Origin of the sequence: Nucisporomicrobium flavum, from assembly GCF_016464385.1 — a bacterium.
GTDB lineage: Bacteria > Actinomycetota > Actinomycetes > Mycobacteriales > Micromonosporaceae > Actinoplanes > Actinoplanes flavus_A.
Genome location: NZ_JADMLH010000006.1, coordinates 214,459 through 231,325, shown reverse-complemented (window position 1 = coordinate 231,325; position 16,867 = coordinate 214,459). Strand labels below are relative to the sequence as shown.

At 74.2% G+C, this 16,867-nt stretch carries 8 protein-coding genes; 2 read left to right on the top strand and 6 right to left on the bottom strand.

Annotation, left to right across the window (positions count from 1 at the left end; translation table 11 throughout):
- From IT780_RS17125 to IT780_RS17105, 5 genes are read right to left on the bottom strand one after another with little or no spacing between them, the layout of a single operon-like run.
- Positions 1-7,833: a type I polyketide synthase gene (locus IT780_RS17125; protein WP_199512559.1), complete on the bottom strand. Its 7,833-nt coding sequence runs from the start codon at positions 7,831-7,833 to the stop codon at positions 1-3.
- Positions 7,830-9,503 carry an acyl-CoA dehydrogenase family protein gene (locus IT780_RS17120; RefSeq protein ID WP_199512558.1) on the bottom strand — a complete coding sequence of 558 codons (1,674 nt, stop codon included), beginning with the start codon at positions 9,501-9,503 and terminating at the stop codon, positions 7,830-7,832. The genes IT780_RS17125 and IT780_RS17120 overlap by 4 nt, the downstream gene beginning before the upstream one ends.
- 2 nt (positions 9,504-9,505) lie before the next feature.
- Complete coding sequence (locus IT780_RS17115; RefSeq protein WP_199512557.1) at positions 9,506-11,614, bottom strand: (Fe-S)-binding protein; 2,109 nt, start codon at positions 11,612-11,614, stop codon at positions 9,506-9,508.
- A 5-nt stretch (positions 11,615-11,619) separates the two neighbouring features.
- Positions 11,620-12,588, bottom strand: a complete 969-nt coding sequence (locus IT780_RS17110) for an electron transfer flavoprotein subunit alpha/FixB family protein (RefSeq protein WP_199512556.1) — start codon at positions 12,586-12,588, stop codon at positions 11,620-11,622.
- A gap of 23 nt (positions 12,589-12,611) precedes the next feature.
- Complete coding sequence (locus IT780_RS17105; RefSeq protein WP_199512555.1) at positions 12,612-13,391, bottom strand: electron transfer flavoprotein subunit beta/FixA family protein; 780 nt, start codon at positions 13,389-13,391, stop codon at positions 12,612-12,614.
- Between the two features lie 277 nt (positions 13,392-13,668).
- Here IT780_RS17105 and IT780_RS17100 point away from each other — a divergent pair, with 277 nt between their 5' ends.
- Positions 13,669-15,087 carry a nitronate monooxygenase gene (locus tag IT780_RS17100; RefSeq protein ID WP_233412979.1) on the top strand — a complete coding sequence of 473 codons (1,419 nt, stop codon included), beginning with the start codon at positions 13,669-13,671 and terminating at the stop codon, positions 15,085-15,087.
- Complete coding sequence (locus IT780_RS17095) at positions 15,084-15,593, top strand: flavodoxin domain-containing protein (RefSeq protein ID WP_199512553.1); 510 nt, start codon at positions 15,084-15,086, stop codon at positions 15,591-15,593. The genes IT780_RS17100 and IT780_RS17095 overlap by 4 nt, the downstream gene beginning before the upstream one ends.
- Here the strand turns inward: IT780_RS17095 and IT780_RS17090 are convergent.
- Positions 15,571-16,824 carry an ROK family transcriptional regulator gene (locus IT780_RS17090; RefSeq protein ID WP_199512552.1) on the bottom strand — a complete coding sequence of 418 codons (1,254 nt, stop codon included), beginning with the start codon at positions 16,822-16,824 and terminating at the stop codon, positions 15,571-15,573. The two genes, IT780_RS17095 and IT780_RS17090, sit on opposite strands and share 23 nt — an antisense overlap.
- Positions 16,825-16,867 lie beyond the last annotated feature (43 nt).

Here is a 16,867-nt window from a genome sequence, read left to right as displayed (position 1 = left end):
TCAGCTGTCCATGACGGAACGGAACGGGGCACGGATCTCGTCCGGCACCGGGTCGGGCAGTTGCACCGTGCGGTACCCGTCGACCCGCAGCACCACGGCGCCGCCCTCGTCGCGCACCACGCAGTCGAAGCCGCCACGCCCGTCGGGCCGCGCCACGGCCAGCAGCCCGGCGGCCTCCGCCGGCGCCGTGCCGAGCCGGACCGCGTCGACGTGTGCCGGCAGCGCCAGCCGTCCCTGCCGCCCGGCCTCCCACAGCCCGGCGGTCTGGAAGCACAGCTCCACCAGGCGCGGCGCGGTCACGGTGGGGGCGTCCGCCTGGCTCGGCAGGCCGTCGGCGAAGCGGGCCGCCGCGCTGTCGCCCTGCCGCCACGCGCAGCCGACGACCCGGTACGCGGGCCCGTGGAAGTACAGCCGGTACACGTCGTCCGGGGTCAGCTCGGGCGGCTGGGGGCGTACCTCGCCGTCGTCGTGCCCGGGCTCGTACGGCTGCGCCGACAGGCGTACGGACCCGGTGAAGTGGACCGTCCGCTGAACCTCACCGGTGCCGGGCAGCGTCCGTTCGGTGGACAGCCGGCACTCGGCGAGCAGGTCGGTGCCGTCGGGGTGCAGCAGTGCCGTGACCCGCAGCGTGCGCGGCTCGTCGCGGTAGAACTTCACCGGCGCCACGAAGTCCACGTCTTCGACGGCGACCACGTGCCGGTCCGGCACGAGCAGGCGCGCCGCCTCGGCGAAGGCTTCCACGCCCATCACGCCCGGCAGCACCGGGGTGCCGTCGATGCGGTGGTCGTTCAGGAACGGCGTGGCCGCCGGGTCCAGCGTGGTGTGCACGACGAGTCCCTCGTGGACGCTGAGGGCCGCCGGAGCCGTCGCGACCGGGCCGCCGGCCGGCAACGTCGCCACGTCCAGCCCGCCGGTCGCGTGGTACTCGGCCGCCATCGCGCCGAGCGCCCCGGCGACGACCACCTCGGCGTCGGCGGTGACACAGGTCAGCTCGCGGCGTACCCAGGCCACGCCCGTCGCGGCCGGGAGCATCTCGACCCCGGCCCGCTCCATGAGCTGCGGGATGGAGCCGCGGGTGGCCATCCCGATGTCGCCCCAGGCGGTCCAGTCGATCGCGAGGGCGCGTACGCCGGGGTGGCTGCGCCGCAGGCTGCTCAGCACCTTGCACTGCAGGTCGTTCGCGGCGCTGTAGTCGGTCTGCCCCACGTTGCCGAACCGGCCGGCGACCGAGCTGAACGCGACGACCGTGCCCAGCTGCATCCCGCGCGCGGCGTGCAGCACGGTGAACAGCCCGTCGCCCTTCACCCGGAGCACGAGGTCGAACTCGGCCGGCTCCTTGTCGGGCAGCGCGTGGCTGATCTCCACGCCGGCCGCGTGCAGCAGCACGTCGATCCGGCCGCTGGTGTCGCGTACCTGGGCCATGACCTTCTCGACGGCGCCCGCATCGGTCAGGTCGACCGCGTGGTAGTGCACCGATCCGCCGGCCCGCTCGACGGCCTGTACGGCGGTCAGCGCCGCCTGCAGCCGTTCGAAGCGGGCGAGTTCCCGGTCGATGAGCACCGGGGTGGGGCGCTCGCCGCGCTCACGCAGCCGGGCGGCCAGCTCCACCTTGAACGAGTCCCGGTCCTCGGCGTACCGGAGCAGGTCCGGATCCGAGGGGTCGGGCTCGGGCGTCAGGTCGAGCAGGTGGAAGGTGCCGCGCGAGGCGGCCGCCAGGTCGGCGGTGATCGCCGAGACGATGCTGCCGGCCGCGCCGGTGACCACGAAGACCTGATCGGGGCCCAGCTCCGCGGTCGCGGCGGGGAACGGGCGGTCCGCCAGGCCGACGCCCCAGCGCCGCCCGTCGGCGTACCCGACCTCGACGCATCCGGGGTCGCGCAGCGTCTCGTCCACCAGCCGGTCCGCCGGCGCCGCCGTCTTCCGGCCGGCCGCGAAGTCCACGGCCTTGACCAGCGCGCCGGGCCGTTCGCGGCGGTACGCCTTCGCGAACCCGGTCACCGCGCCGCCCAGCGGGCAGGTCGCGCCGGCCTCGTCGTAGCCGTGGTAGCCGCCCATCCGGGTCGCCGTCACGAGGAACGGGCTGCCGTCGTAGAGCCGCCGCATGGTGGTGTAGAGCGCGCGGACCCGCCGGTTCAGCGCCGCCCGCCAGCCGTCGAGGCCGAGCCCGTCGAGCGGGCCCTCGTCGTCGAGCGCGGCCAGCCAGTACACGCCGTGCACCGGGCCGCCGGACAGCGCCTCGTCCAGCCCGGGTCCGGGGTCGTCCGGATCGACGGTCAGGACCTGGACTCCCAGGCGGGTCAGCCGGGTCACCAGGGCGTCCCCGACGCCGCCCTGGTCGGGCAGCACGAGCACGCGGGTGCCGCCGTCGAGGGTGACGCCGGTGGGGACGCAGGCGGCCGCGTCGGGGCGCAGCGCGGGCACGGGCACCCGCCGGCTGATCCCGTCGGTGGCCGTGGGCGGTGCGACGGCCTCCACCGTGGCCGGCTCGGCAGCGGCGGCCGGGGTGGCGGTCTTCTCCCTGATCCAGCCGATGACGTGGGTGAGGGTGGGGAAGTCGCGCAGCCGCAGCTCGTCGTCGCGGGCGACGCCGAAGCGTTCGCGGACGGCGGCGAAGACCTCGGCCTGTTTGACGGTGTCGACGCCCAGGTCGGCCTCGAGGTCGAGGTCGACGTCGAGCAGGTCGGGCGGGTAGCCGGTCAGCCCGGACACGATTTCCACGACGGCGTCGGTGACCTCGTCGCCGGCCGGCGGCTCCGGCACCTCGGGTTCCGGCACCTCGGGCGCCGGCTCGTCGGCGGTGGCGCCGGTCTTCCCGCGGATCCAGCCGATGACGTGGGTGAGGGTGGGGAAGTCGCGCAGCCGCAGCTCGTCGTCGCGGGCGACGCCGAAGCGTTCGCGGACGGCGGCGAAGACCTCGGCCTGTTTGACGGTGTCGACGCCCAGGTCGGCCTCCAGGTCGAGGTCGACGTCGAGCAGGTCGGGCGGGTAGCCGGTCAGCCCGGACACGATTTCCACGACCGCGTCGGTGACCTCGTCGCCCGCGGGCGCCGCCGCGACCACCGGCTCGGGTTCGGGTTGGGCAGGCGGGACCTCGACCACCGGCGGCGCGACGGCCACCGGCGCCGGCTCCACGATCGGCGGGATTGGTGCGGGCTGCGCGATTGGTGCCGGCTGCACGATAGGCGTGGGCTCCGCGACCGGTGTGACCGGGGCGCCGACGTCGGCGACTCGCAGGCGGCGCTGCACGACCTCCAGCCGGGCGTCCGGGCCGGCCATCTCGGACAGCCAGCGCTGCCAGGCCGCCCGGTCCACGATGCGGTACGCGTACCCCAGCTCGTCGGGCGAGCGGTGCCGGCCGTCCGCAAGCGGCGTCCAGCGCAGCAGCGACATGGCGATCTGCGAGCCGAAGCCGGCCGCCAGCCGCAGCGCGTACCGCACGGGGTAGGCGCCACCGGTGGAGAGGTTGAGCCGGCCCAGCTCGGGGTCGGGCTCCTTGAAGTTCGGCACCGGCGGCACCAGCCCGGTCTCCAGCGCCTTCATCGCGACCACGTCCTCGACGCCGGCGCCCATCGCGTGCCCGGTGAAGCCCTTCGTGTTGGTGATGACGACGGCGTCGGCGTCGGCGCCGAACACCCGGCGCAGCGCGTTGATCTCGGCGGCGGCGCTGCCCCCGCGGGCCGGGGTGTACGTCTCGTGCGAGACGAAGACGGTCGCCGGCGCGATCGCGTGCCGCTGCACGCCGCGGGCCTCGGCCTGGCCGAGCAGCCGCTCCATGACCTGGCCGATGTGGTCGACGTCGAGCCGGGTGCCGTGGAAGGCGCTGTTCGCGGTGACCGCGCCGAGCACCTCGCAGATCGGCTGCAGGCCCCGCTCCCGGGCGGCCTCGGCCGATTCCACGACGAACGCCGCGGCGCCCATGCCGACGATCATCCCGTGCCGGCGCCGGTCGAACGGGGTCGCGGCCTCCTCCACGATGTCGTCGGTCGCGGCCGCCCCGGAGGCGAGGAAGCCGGACGCCAGCCAGGGCAGCAGGGCGTCGGAGGTGGCGTCGTCGGCGGAGATCACGACCACCCGGCGGCACCGGCCCGCCCGGATCCAGTCCTCGGCCAGCGCGGTCGCCTGGGTGGTGCTCGCGCAGGCGGCGTTGATCTGCGTGTTCGGGCCCCGGGCGCCGATGAGCTCGGCGAACTGGGAGTGCCCCATCGACAGGCAGCGGAACAGGAACCGGCGGTCGAAGACGTACGGATCCCGGGCCAGCACGTGGCGCAGCTCGCCGATGCGGCGGTCCACCTCGGCGGCGGCCGGTGCGTCGTCGCCCAGCCGGGCCCGGATCGCCTCGAGCGCGAGCAACTGTTCGCGGCGGCCCCGGTCGGTGACGTACCGCTCGACGTCGCGGGCGAAGTTGTCGTAGCCGGGGAACGCCGACGCGAAGATCACCCCGGTGTCGTCGCGCATCGCGGCGGGCAGGCCCCAGCGGTCGGGCAGCCGGGTGCCGAGGGTGGTGGTCTTGTAGTGCATGACCAGCGGGATGCCGGCGTCGCGCAGCGCGTCGAACCCCGCGCCGATGGCCAGCCGGGTCGAGGTGTCGAGCGCCTCGTCGCGGGCCGCGTCCACGCCGAACTCGTTGACCACGTCGACCGGCGCGCCGCGCCCGGCGAGCTTGATGACGTCGGCCTCGTTGTCGATCGTCTCGAAGGTGGGGTCGCCGGACTCGCGCTTGACCAGCCGGGTGATGTGCCGGTCCACCATGGCGCGGCGCAGCCGGTGCGGGACGGTGTCGATGAACTGCCGGCCGGACAGGATGCGGGCCACGTTCTCGTCGTCGAAGACGCGTTCCCCGCCGGGCAGGCCGAGCGCGGCGCCGGTCACCACCACCGGCTCGGGGCTCGCGGCCGGGGGATCGGCGGTCCGGGCGCCCGCGTAGACGCTCATGCCGCGTTCCAGGACGTCGGCGAACAGGCGGCCCAGTTCGACATATCGGTCGGTGGTCATCGGGGTCCTCTCCGGCGCGGTCACGGTGGCGGGCTCGGGGGTGCGGGGAGCGGCCTGCCGGCCGAAGCCGAGGCCGGCCGCGTACAGGCCGCAGAGGGCCTGGTTGAACGAGGCCACGTCGCCGGTCTTCGGGTGGTTGGTGAACAGGGCCAGCACGTCGTCGCCGAGGACGTCCTCGACGAACCCGTGCAGCGCCTTCTTCGGGCCGACCTCCACGAAGACCCGGGCGCCGGCGGCGTACAGGGTGCGCAGCCCCTTGATGAACTGCACCGGGGAGGCGACCTGGCGGCCGAGCAGGTCCAGCATGGTCTCGACGTCCGCGTCGGCGGGATAGAACTCGCCGGTCACGTTGGAGACGATGGGGCGCGCCGGGGGCCGGACGTCCAGCCGGCGCAGGGCGGCCTTGAGCGGCTCACCGGCCGGCGCGACGATCGAGGTGTGGAAGGCGTGGCTGACCGGGATCCGGGTGGCGTTCATCCCCGCGTCCTGGAACGCCCTGACGGCCTGCTCCACCGCCTCGGTGGCGCCGCCGACGACCGCCTGCCGGGTGCTGTTGATGTTCGCGACGACGACGTAGCCGGGCGTCTGCGCCACGATCCGCTCGATCTCGTCGAGCGGGCCGAACACGGCGGCCATCGCGCCGTTGTCGGCCATGGTGAGGCCGGCCATCTCCCGGCCCCGGGCGCTGACCGCCTCCAGCGCCGCCTCGAACGACAGCGCGCCGGCGGCGACCAGGGCGCCGTACTCGCCCAGGCTGTGGCCCATCACCAGGTCGGGGCGCACGCCGTAGGTCTCCAGCAGCCGGGTCAGCGCGAGGTCGGTGGCGAGCACCGCCGGCTGGGTGATCTCGGTCTGCATCAGTTGCTGTTCGAGCCGCTTGTGGTTCGCCTCGTCGGCCCCGTCGGCGAAGATGTACGCCGTCAGCGGCCGCCCCAGCAGCGGCTCCATCACCCGATCGGCCTCGGCGAAGGCGCCCGCCACCACGGGTTCGCGGGAGCGCAGGTCCTGCAGCATGTTCACGTACTGCGAGCCCTGCCCGGTGTAGAGGAACGCCACCCGGCCCGGGGCGCCGCGCCCGGCGAAGACGCCCTGCGCCCGCAGGAGCCGCCATCGCGCGGGGTCGCCGGCCCGCAGCGCCTCGACCGCCTTGGTGGCCTTGGCCGCGAGGTCGGCCGCGTCGGCGTAGTCGATGGCGACCCGCACGGCCGCCCCGGCGAACGCGGGATCGGGAGCCGCGGGTGCGGGGGCCCGGCCGGCGGCGGCCTCGGCGGCCAGCCGGCTCAGCCGCTCGGCGACCTCGGCGTCGTCCCGGCCGCCGACGACCGCGGCGCCCCGCAGGGGAGCCTTCGGCATCGCGGTGGGGACGTCCACCCCGGCGTACGAGCGGGCGGTCTGCGCGGGCGGGCGGTGCCGTCCGGGTACGTACTCCTCGACGACCGCGTGGAAGTTGGTGCCGCCGAACCCGAAAGCGCTGACCCCGGCGCACCGTACGCCGTCGCGGGGCGCCGCCCATTCGCGCAGCTCGGTGTTGACGCGGAACGGGATGGCCTCCCAGTCCACGTTGGGGTTGGGCTGGTCGAAGTGCAAGCTCGGGGCGAGCACCTTCTCGTGCAGGCTCAGGACGGTCTTGAACAGGCCGGCGGCGCCCGCGGCGGCCTTGAGGTGGCCGATGTTCGACTTGACCGAGCCGAGCGCGATGGTGCCGGTCTCCGCGCCCGCCTTGGCGAACACGTCGCTGAGGCTGCCGAGCTCGGTGGCGTCGCCCACCCGCGTCGAGGTGCCGTGCGCCTCCACGCAGGTCGCCAGCGCCGGGTTCAGCCCGGCGATCTGCCACGCCCGCTCCACCGCGAGGCGCTGGCCCACCGGGTTGGGTGCGGTGATGCCCTTGCCGCGGCCGTCGCTGGAGCCGCCGAGGCCCAGCAGGACCGCGTAGATGCGGTCACCGTCGCGCTCGGCGTCGGCGAGGCGCTTGAGCACGAACAGCGCCGCGCCCTCGCCCATCACGAACCCGTCGGCGCCGGCGTCGAACGGCCGGGTGCCGGTGGCCGACAGCGCGCCGATCTTGCAGAACTTCACGAACGCCGCCGCGTTCATGTTGCGGTCGACGCCGCCGGTGACCGCCGCGTCGAAGTCGCCGGCCTGCAGCCCGCGGACCGCCGCCGACATCGCGGCCAGCCCGGAGGCGCAGGCCGCGTCGGTGGTGAAGTTGGGACCGCGGAAGTTGAACAGGTTGGCGACCCGCCCGGCGATCACGTTCGCCAGCTCACCCGGCATCGTGTCCTCGGTGATCTCCGGCAGGCCGGCCAGGACCGCCTCGCGGGTCTCGGCGAGGATCTGCGCGCGGACCGACTCCGGCAGTGCCGCGAAGGCGGGCGCGGTGCCCAGCCGGTGCGCCAGCTCGGCGAACTCGACCCGCAGCACGGTGCGGTACTGCTTGTCGCCGCCGATGGCGTTGCCGATGACGACGGCGACCCGCTCCGGGTCCACGGTCCAGTCCGGCCAGCCGGCGTCGAGCAGCGCCGAGCGGGCGGCCGCCACCGACCACTTCTGGCCCTCCTCCATCTGCGCGGAGACCGTCGGCGGTACGGGCAGCCGCCACGCCAGCGGGTCCCACTCGAAGTCGCGGACCCAGCCGCCGATGCGCGAGTACGTCTTGTCCGGGGCGTGCGGGTCCGGGTCGTAGTAGAGGGCGGGGTCCCAGCGCTCGGTCGGCACGTCGCTGATCGAGTACCGGCCGCCCTTGATGTTGCTCCAGAACGTGGCGGCGTCGGGCGCGTCGGGCATGACGGCGCCGAGCCCGACGACGGCGATGGGAGCGGGCGCGAAGCTTGCGGCGGTCATGATGACGCGGCCTCCAGAGGGGATGTGCGGTCGTAGAGCGCGTCCGCGATGGCGTCCATGTCGGCGAGCAGTCCCGCCTGCGCGGCGCGGACCTCGTCCAGGGGGAGAGCGGCGGCTGGGTCGGCGAGGGAGTTCGCCCCGACGACCCAGCGCAGGCCCTCCTCGGCCACCTTCAGCGCGGCGTCGCGGGCTGTCACCCGGCTGATCGCGGCCAGCGCGGCCGGCGAGAACCTGCGGTCCGCCTTCTCCGGCAGGGTGCCGGCGGCGGCCGCGGCGGCCCGGCGGGCCAGCGCACCGGCGCTCTCGGCGTACGCGATCAGCTCGCCGAGCCGCAGCAGGACGTGCTGGCTGCGGGTGAGCCGGCCGGCGCGGCAGGCGTCCAGCACGGCGGCGAGGCAGTCCAGCGCGAGGGCGGCGGCCGGTGCGCCGGTCGTGGCGGGCAGCCCGGCGAGCTCACGCGCCAGGTCGCGGTGGTAGCGGCCGGCGGTCTTCAGGTGCTGCTGCCACCGGTCCCGGGCGATGGTCATCTCGAGGATCTCGGACGTGCCCTCGTAGATGGTGGTGATCCGGACGTCCCGCTTGATCTTCTCGACCTGGTACGGCCGGGTGTAGCCGTACCCGCCGTGTGCCTGGATCGCCGCCTCCGCCGCGGCGTTGCCCGCCTCGGTGGCGAGGTACTTCGCGATGGCGCCCTCGGTGTTCAGCGCCCCGTCGGCGCCGTGACCGGCGTCGAGCCGCGCGCACGTCTCCTCGAGGAAGGCGCGGGCGGCCTCCAGGCGGGCCACGTACGGCACGATCAGCTTGTGGGTGTACCCCTGCTTGCCGGCCAGCGGCGTGCCGCCCTGGATGCGGTTCGTGGAGTACGCGACGGCCCGGTCGAGCGCCTCCCAGCCGCCGCCCAGCCCGAACGCGGCGACCATCACCCGGGTGTAGCCGAAGACCTGCTGCGCCTGGACCAGCCCGCGGCCCTCGACGCGGCCGACGAGGTTGTCCGCCGGCACGAGGACGTCGTCGAGGAACAGCGCGGCGGTGTTCGACAGCCGGATCCCGTGCTTGTCCTCGGGCGGGGCGGCCGAGAAGCCGGGGGTGCCCCGCTCGACCACGAACCACGACGGGCCGCCCGGCGCGAGCGCGAGGATCGTGGTCACGTCCGCGATGGATCCGTTGCTGATCCACTGTTTACGCCCGGAGAGCCGGTAGCCGGTGACCCGGCCGTCGGTCTCGACCGGGGTGGCGGTGGTGGTCAGCGCGCCGAGGTCGCTGCCCGCCTCCGGCTCGGTGGCGCCGTACGCGAACAGCACGCCCTGCTCGGCGATCCGGCCCAGCCACTCCTTGCGCTGCTCCGGGGTCGCGCCGACGAGGATGGGGTCGCTGCCGAGGAAGGTCGCGAAGACCGCGGTGGCGACGCCGATGTCGGTGCGCGCCATCCGTTCGCAGATCCGGTACGAGTCGAACGCGCCGCCGCCCAGCCCGCCGTACTCCTCGGGCACGAAGACGAGGTGCACGCCGAGGTCCTCGCCGCACATCGCGCGGACGGTCTCCTCGGGGCAGGTGTCGTCGAGGTCCAGGTCGAGCCGGCGGCTCTCCGGCAGGTTCTGGGCGAGGAACTCGTCCAGCGAGGACAGCATGAGGTCGAGGGTGTCCCGGTCGAGGCCGGTGCTGGTGGTCATGGTCAGGCCCTTCGGTGGTCGTTCGCCGCGGGTTCGCGTACGGAGCGCAGCAGCACCTCCGCCACGTCGGTCACCGTGACGTGGGCGCCGGTCCGGCCCTGTTGCTGCCGCAGCGCCACCCCGTCCGCGAGCATGTCGACGCAGTAGGGGCAGGCGGCGGCGACGACGTCCGGTTCGGCGGCGAGCAGCTCGTCGGTGCGGGTCTCGTTGATCCGGGTGCCGATGGTCTCGTCCAGCCACATCCGCGCGCCGCCGGCGCCGCAGCAGAACGACGTCTCCCGGGTGCGCTGCGGCTCGGCGAGCCGGGTGCCGGGCAGGGTTCCGAGGATCTCCCGCGGCGGCGTGAAGACCCGGTTGTGCCGGCCGAGGTAGCACGGGTCGTGGTACGTGATGGTGGCGCCGACCGGGGTCACCGGGACGAGCCGGCCGTCGGCCACCAGCCGGGACAGCAGCTGGGTGTGGTGCAGCACCTCGTAGTGCCCGCCGAGCTGCGGGTACTCGTTGGCGAGGGTGTTGAAGCAGTGCGCGCAGGTGGCCACGATCCGGCGTACGCCCGCGCCGTTGAGCGTCTGGACGTTCTGGGCGGCGAGCTGCTGGAACAGCAGCTCGTTGCCGATGCGCCGGGCGGGGTCGCCGGTGCAGGTCTCGCCGCTGCCGAGCACGGCGAACTCCACGCCGGCGGTGTGCAGCAGCTCGGCGACGGCCCGGCTGGTGCGTTGCGCCCGGTCGTCGAAGGCTCCGGCGCAGCCGACCCAGAACAGATATTCGACGTCGTCGGGGATGCGCTCGCCGTCCAGCGTGCGCACCGGGAAGTCCAGGCCGTCGGTCCATTCGGTACGCGCGCCCGCGCCCCGGCCCCACGGGTCGCCGGCGTGCTCGAGGTTGCGTAGCAGCACGCCCGCCTCGGGCGGGAACTCGGACTCCATGAGCACCTGGTAGCGCCGCATGTCGACGATGTGGTCGATGTGCTCGATGTCGACCGGGCACTGTTCCACGCAGGCCCCGCAGGTGGTGCAGGACCACAGCACGTCCGGGTGGACGACGCCCTCGGTGCCGACCAATGGCGTCTGCGCGGCCGCGGCGGCGAGCGCATCCACCTTGGACTTGTCCTCGGCCAGCAGGTAAGGCGCCGCGGCCAGCGCGTGGTCCCGCAGCCCCATGATCAGCGTCTTGGGCGACAGCGGCTTGCCGGTGTTCCAGGCGGGGCACTGCGACTGGCACCGCCCGCACTCCGTGCACGTGGCGAAGTCGAGCATGCCCTTCCAGGTGAAGTCCTCGATCGAGGAGCGGCCGATCCGGTCGTCCTCGCCGGGGTCCTCGAAGTCGACGGGCTTGCCGCCGGAGTACACCGGCAGCAGAGCGCCGAGCGCCCGAGGCCGGCGGCCGAACCCCACGTTGGCGACCGCGGTGAAGATGTGCAGGTGCTTGGAGTGCACCACGAGCACGAGGAACAGCAGGATGATGCCGATCGCGAGCAGCAGTCCCGCGGTCTCGATGACGTCGTTGGCGCCCGCGCCGAGCGGGTGGATCAGCCGGGCCACCGCCTCGGAGGCGAAGGCGCCGCTCGCGTACGGGAAATTGCCGGTGTTGATCTGCGCACCGCGGTAGAGCAGCAGGCTCCACACGACGTTGAAGATCATGAAGAGCACCAGCCACGCCGCGTCCAGGTGCGAGCCGAAGAAGCGCGAGCGGCGGCCCTCCCGGGCGGGGGAGTGCCGGACCCGGATCGCCGCGAAGACCAGCACCGACACCAGCGTGGCGACTGTGAACAGATCTTCCAGGAAGCCGAGCCAGGGCTGCGTACCGATCAGCGGGAGGTGGAAGTCGCGCTGGAACAACGCGCCGTACCCCTCGACGATCGTCAGCGCGAGCACGAGGAAGCCCCAGAAGGCCAGCACGTGCGCCACCCCGGGCACGGTCCAGGTGAGCAGCTTGCGCTGACCGAGGACCTCGGTCAGCTCGGCGCGCAGCCGGGCCGGGACGCCCCGGGTGCGGCCGGGCTCGACCGGCTGGGCGGCCCGGCCGATCCGGTACAGCATGGCGAGCCGGCGGCCGGCGACGGCGAACGCCACCGCGGTCATCAGCAGCCCGAGGACGATCCGCAGCACCATCGCCGTCAGCCTCTGCGCCTGGCGATCTCGTCGATCAGGGCCGGCAGCACGGTATGCAGGTCGCCCACCACCCCGAAGTCGGCGACCTGGAAGATCGGCGCCTTCGGGTCCTTGTTGATCGCCACGATCGTCCGGGAGCCCTGCATGCCGGCCCGGTGCTGGATCGCCCCGGAGATGCCGCCGGCCAGGTAGAGCTGCGGGGCGACCGTCTTGCCGGTCTGCCCGATCTGCAGCTCGTGCGGGCACCAGGTCAGGTCGGTGACGGCCCGGGACGCACCGACGGCGCCGCCGAGCACGTCGGCCAGGCGCTCGATCAGCGCGAAGCCCTCGGCGGACCCCACCCCGCGGCCGCCGGCCACCACCACGGCGGCCTCGGTCAGCTCCGGCCGTCCGGTCGACGCCTTCGGACGCGAGGACACCACGCGGGGGACCGCGGCCGGTACCGGCTCGGCGAGCTCGACCCGCTCGACGACCGGCCGCACCGGCACGGCCACCGGCTCGGGCGTGACGGCGTTGGGCCGTACGGTGATGACCGGCGTGCCCCGGCTCACCCGGCCCTCCACGAGCCAGGTCCCCGCGAACACCGACTGGGTCGCGACCGGGCCGTCGGCGCCGGCACGCACCTGCGTCGCGTCGGTGATGATGCCGCCGTCGAGCTTGACCGCGACCCGGGCCGCGACCTCGGTGCCACCGGGCCCCGAGGTGACCAGCACGGCGGCCGGCGCGGTACGGGCGGCGATCTGCGCCACGGCCATGGCCTCGACCACGGGCCGGTACGCGGCCGGCTCGGGCGGCGTGACCGCGTACACGGTCGTGGCGCCGTGCCGGCCCAGCGCGTCGATCAGCGCCTCGCCCGCGTCGCCGTGCACGACGGCCGCGGGGTCGCCCAGCCGGCGGGCCAGCGCCAGCAGTTCCAGGCTGGGCTTTCGGATGACCCCGTCGTCATGCTGGACGAGGACCAGGACTGTGCTCACCGCAGCCTCCAAGGGCTCGTGTCTTACAGAAGCTTGTTGGCGGCGAGGAAGTCGGCCAGCCGTGCGGCGGCGTCGCCCTCGTCGGTGATGACCGTGCCCGCCTCCCGCGGCGGGCTGGGCCGGACCGCCAGCACCTGCGTGGCGGCGCCCGCGCTGCCGACCCGCCCGGGCTCGATGCCCAGGTCCGCCAGCGTCCAGGTGGTGACCGGCTTCTTCTTGGCGGCGACGATGCCCTTGAAGGACGGGTACCGGGCCTCGCCGGAACGGTCGGTGACCGACACGAGTGCGGGCAGCGGCGCGACGACCTCCTCGGTCGCGTCGTCGGTGTCGCGCTCGGCGACGATGGTGGAGTCCTCGACCCGCAGCGCGGCGGCGTTCACCACCGCGGTGATCCCCAGCCGCTCGGCCACCATGGCCGGCAGCACCGCCATCTCGGCGTCGGTGGAGGCCATGCCGCAGACGACCAGGTCGGCCTCCATCCGGCGCAGCGCGGCGGCGAGGACCAGCGAGGTGCCGGCGGCGTCGGTGCCGTGCAGCGCGTCGTCGAGGACGTGCACCGCGCGGTCGCCGCCCATGGCGAGGGCCTTGCGCACCGCGTCGACGGCCCGGGGCGGCCCCATCGTCAGATAGCCGATCTCGGTGGCGGCGCCCGCCTCGGCGAGCCGGAGCGCCTGCTCGACGGCGTACTCGTCCAATTCGGACAGCCGGCCGTCGACGCTGTCGCGGTCGAGCGCGTGGTCGCCGGCGAAGCGCCAGGCCGCCGTCGCCTCCGGAACATACTTGATCAGCACTGCGATCTTCATGGCGTACCGCCCGCGAGTTGATGGTCTCTGACTACGGACCGTAGAGACGAATGTCGATCAACTGCAGGCGCTGAGGTCCCGCATGACAGTGCCAGGGGACCCCTTGACTTCCCGCGCGGGGCTTCGGTGCCGGGAGGGGGTCCAACGGCACTGGCGGACCCGGCCGTTCCGCAGGAGGCTCGGTCGGACCCGGCAGCGCCACGGGCCGGCCCCCCGGCGATGGGAGGACGAGATGATGAACAGTCCAGCTCCCGGTCCCCGAATCATCCAGGGCGGTATGGGTGTGGCGATCTCCGACTGGCGGCTGGCCCGCGCCGTGTCGCTGACCGGCCAGCTGGGGGTGGTGTCCGGCACCGCGCTGGAGCTGGTCTGCGCCCGCCGGCTGCAACTGGGCGACCTCGGCGGGGAGATGCGCCGGGCGCTGGCCCATTTCCCGGTGCCGGGCGTCGCGGAGCGGATCCTGCGGACGTACTACGTCGCCGGTGGCAAGGACGCCTCGGCGCCGTTCCGGCCGGTGCTGCGCTTCAGCCTGCAGCCGTCGCGCGCCCTCGCCGAACTCACCATCGCCGCGAACTTCGCCGAGGTGTTCCTGGCCAAGGAGGGTCACGACGGCCCGGTGGGCATCAACTACCTGCGCAAGATCGAGCTGCCGATCCCGTTCGCCTGCTACGGCGCGATGCTCGCCGGCGTCGACCACGTACTGATGGGCGCCGGGAACCCGGCCGACCTGCCCGCGCTGCTGGACGGCCTGGCCGGGAACCAGCCGGTCGAGCTGCCGGTCCGGGTGCAGGGTGCCACGTCCACCGACGGCGAGCACGCCATCCGCTTCGACCCGCGCGCGTACGCACCGGCGGGCCGGCACCCACCGCGGCGGCCCCGCTTCGACGCTATCGTCGCCTCCGTCGACCTCGCCGAGGCGCTGGCCGCGAACCCCGCCACCCGGCCCGACGGCTTCGTCGTGGAGGGCTTCGAGGCCGGCGGGCACAACGCGCCGCCACGCGGCCCGCGCCGGCTGGACGACACCGGTCAGCTCGTGTACGACGCGCGGGACGTCGTCGATCCCGCGTCGATGTCCCGGGTCGGGTTGCCCTTCTGGATGGCGGGCTCGTACGGCACCCCGGCGGGCGTGGCCCGGGCGGTGTCGGCGGGCGCGACCGGCGTGCAGGTGGGCACCGCCTTCGCGTACTGCGAGGAGTCCGGCATGGCCCCCGAGTGGAAGCGCCGCGTGCTCGAGCTGGCGGGCCGCGGGGAGGTGCCCGTCCGCACCGACGCCCGTACCTCACCGACCGGGTTCCCGTTCAAGGTGGTGCAGCTGCCCGGCACCCTCGCCGACGACGACGTGTACGCCGCCCGGGAACGCCTCTGCGACCTCGGCGTGCTGCGGACGCCGTACCGCAAGCCCGACGGCTCGGTCGGTTACCGCTGCCCCGCGGAGCCCGTGGCCATGTACCGGGGCCACGGCGACGGCCGCGAGGCCAACACGGTCGGGCGCAGGTGCCTGTGCAACGGGCTGATGGCGGCCGCCGGCTTCGCCCAGCGGCGCGCCCACGACTACACGGAACCCCCGGTGATCACCGCCGGGACCGACTTCACCGGCGTACGGGAGCTGCTGCGGCGGCGGCCGGGCGGCCGGGGGACGTACCGCGCCGCCGACGTGGTGGCCTACCTGCTCGGCCCGGAGGGGGAACAGCGATGACTGTGCTGGTCGCGTACGGATCAACCGGCGGATCGACCGCCGAGATAGCCGGCTGGATAGCCGAGGAGCTGAAGGCCGCCGGGCTCGACGTCCGGTTGTCCGCGGCCGACGCGGTGGATGATGTGGACGGTTACGAGGCACTCGTGCTCGGTGCCGCGATGTACGCGGCCGGCTGGCACGCCGACGCCCGCAAGTTCGCCAACCGGTTCTCCGGCCGGTTCGCGGGCCGTCCGGTGTGGCTGTTCAGCAGCGGCCCGCTGGACCACACGGCGGACGACACCGAGCTGCCGCCCAACCATCAGGCCGAGGTGGCCATGCACCTGCTCCAGGCGCGGGGGCACGTGACGTTCGGCGGCCGGATGACCACCGAGGCGCACGGCTGGCTGGGCTTCGTCGCGCGCCGGATGGAGCGCGAGGGCCACTCCGGCGACTTCCGCAACCCGGACCGGGTCCGCGCCTGGGCGCGCGGCATCGCCGCCGAGATCACGTCGGCGCGGACCGGCTGAGGCCGCCGGCCCGGTCCAGGGCCAGGTCGCGGGCGGCGTTCAGCCCGGACGCCAGGCCGCCGAGCAGGACGGCGTCGGTGCCCAGCGTGGACACCTCGATCCGGGGCGGGTCCAGCGCGACCAGGCTGCGCAGCCGCTCGAGCAGCGGACCGGTGAGCAGGTCGCCGGCGTGGCCGCCGACCCCGCCGCCGAGCACGACGAGCTCGGGGTCCAGGACCGCGGTCACCCCGGCCAGCGCGCGGCCCAGGTGGTCGATCTCGCGCTGCACCGTGCGCACGGCCGCCTCGTCGCCGGCGCGGGCGGCGTCGAACACGTCCTTGGCGGTGGTCGCGTCCGGCATGCCGAGCCGCCGTGACGTCGCGACCAGCGCGCCGGCCGACGCGACCGACTCGAACATGCCCCGCTGGCGGGTGCCCGGCCGGTCCAGCAGCGGGTCGCCGTCGCCCACGGGCAGGTAGCCGATCTCGCCGGCGGCACCGCGGAACCCGCGGTACAGCTTGCCGTCGATGACGATGCCCATGCCGGTGCCCGTGCCGATCGACACGTAGACGAAGTGCCGGACGCCGCGGCCCAGCCCGTACGTGGCCTCACCGATCGCGGCGAGGTCGGCGTCGTTCTCCACCACGTACGTGGCCCCGGCGACGTCGGCCAGCCGGGCCACGCTGTCGCGCCGTTCCCAGCCGGGCAGGTTCGGCGCCAGGTGCAGCGATCCGCTCGTCTTGTCGTGGATGCCCGGCGTGCCGAACACGGCGAGCGTGATGTCGGTCCGCTTGATGCCCGCCGTTGCGGCCAGCTCGTCGGCGAGCCGGGTCAGCTGGGCGACGAGGTCGCGGTTGCGTACCCCGTGGGACGGCTCCTCCTTGCGCGCCACGATGTCGCCGACCAGGTCGGCCAGGGCGGTCCGGACGAAGGCCCGGCCGATGTCCACGGCCAGCACGTACCCGGCTTCCGGGCGGGGCTCGTACAGCAGCGCGGAGCGCCCGGCCGGCCCGGCCCGCAGCCCGACCTGACGCAGCAGCCCCGCGTCCTCGAGGTTGGTGAGGGCGACCGCGACGGTGGGCTTCGACAGCCCGGTGATCCGAGCGAGCTCAGGGCGGGACGCCTTCCCGAGCCGGAAGACCTCCGCGAACACGGCGCGTTCGTTCATCACCCGGAGAACCGCCGTCGTACTGGCCGTCGCGCTGTTCTGCACGTCATCAGGCTGCCACAGCCGTTCGTAAAGGTCACTCACGAATTTAGTAAAGGTCATTGCCAAGCGCCGTCCGATGGCCCAC

Bases quoted from the DNA above. Each gene is read 5' to 3' on its own strand.
- IT780_RS17125 (WP_199512559.1), bottom strand. From the start codon at position 7,833: ATGACCGCCGCAAGCTTCGCGCCCGCTCCCATCGCCGTCGTCGGGCTC.
- IT780_RS17120 (WP_199512558.1), bottom strand. From the start codon at position 9,503: ATGACCACCAGCACCGGCCTCGACCGGGACACCCTCGACCTCATGCTG.
- IT780_RS17115 (WP_199512557.1), bottom strand. From the start codon at position 11,614: ATGGTGCTGCGGATCGTCCTCGGGCTGCTGATGACCGCGGTGGCGTTC.
- IT780_RS17105 (WP_199512555.1), bottom strand. From the start codon at position 13,391: ATGAAGATCGCAGTGCTGATCAAGTATGTTCCGGAGGCGACGGCGGCC.
- IT780_RS17100 (WP_233412979.1), top strand. From the start codon at position 13,669: ATGGGTGTGGCGATCTCCGACTGGCGGCTGGCCCGCGCCGTGTCGCTG.
- IT780_RS17095 (WP_199512553.1), top strand. From the start codon at position 15,084: ATGACTGTGCTGGTCGCGTACGGATCAACCGGCGGATCGACCGCCGAG.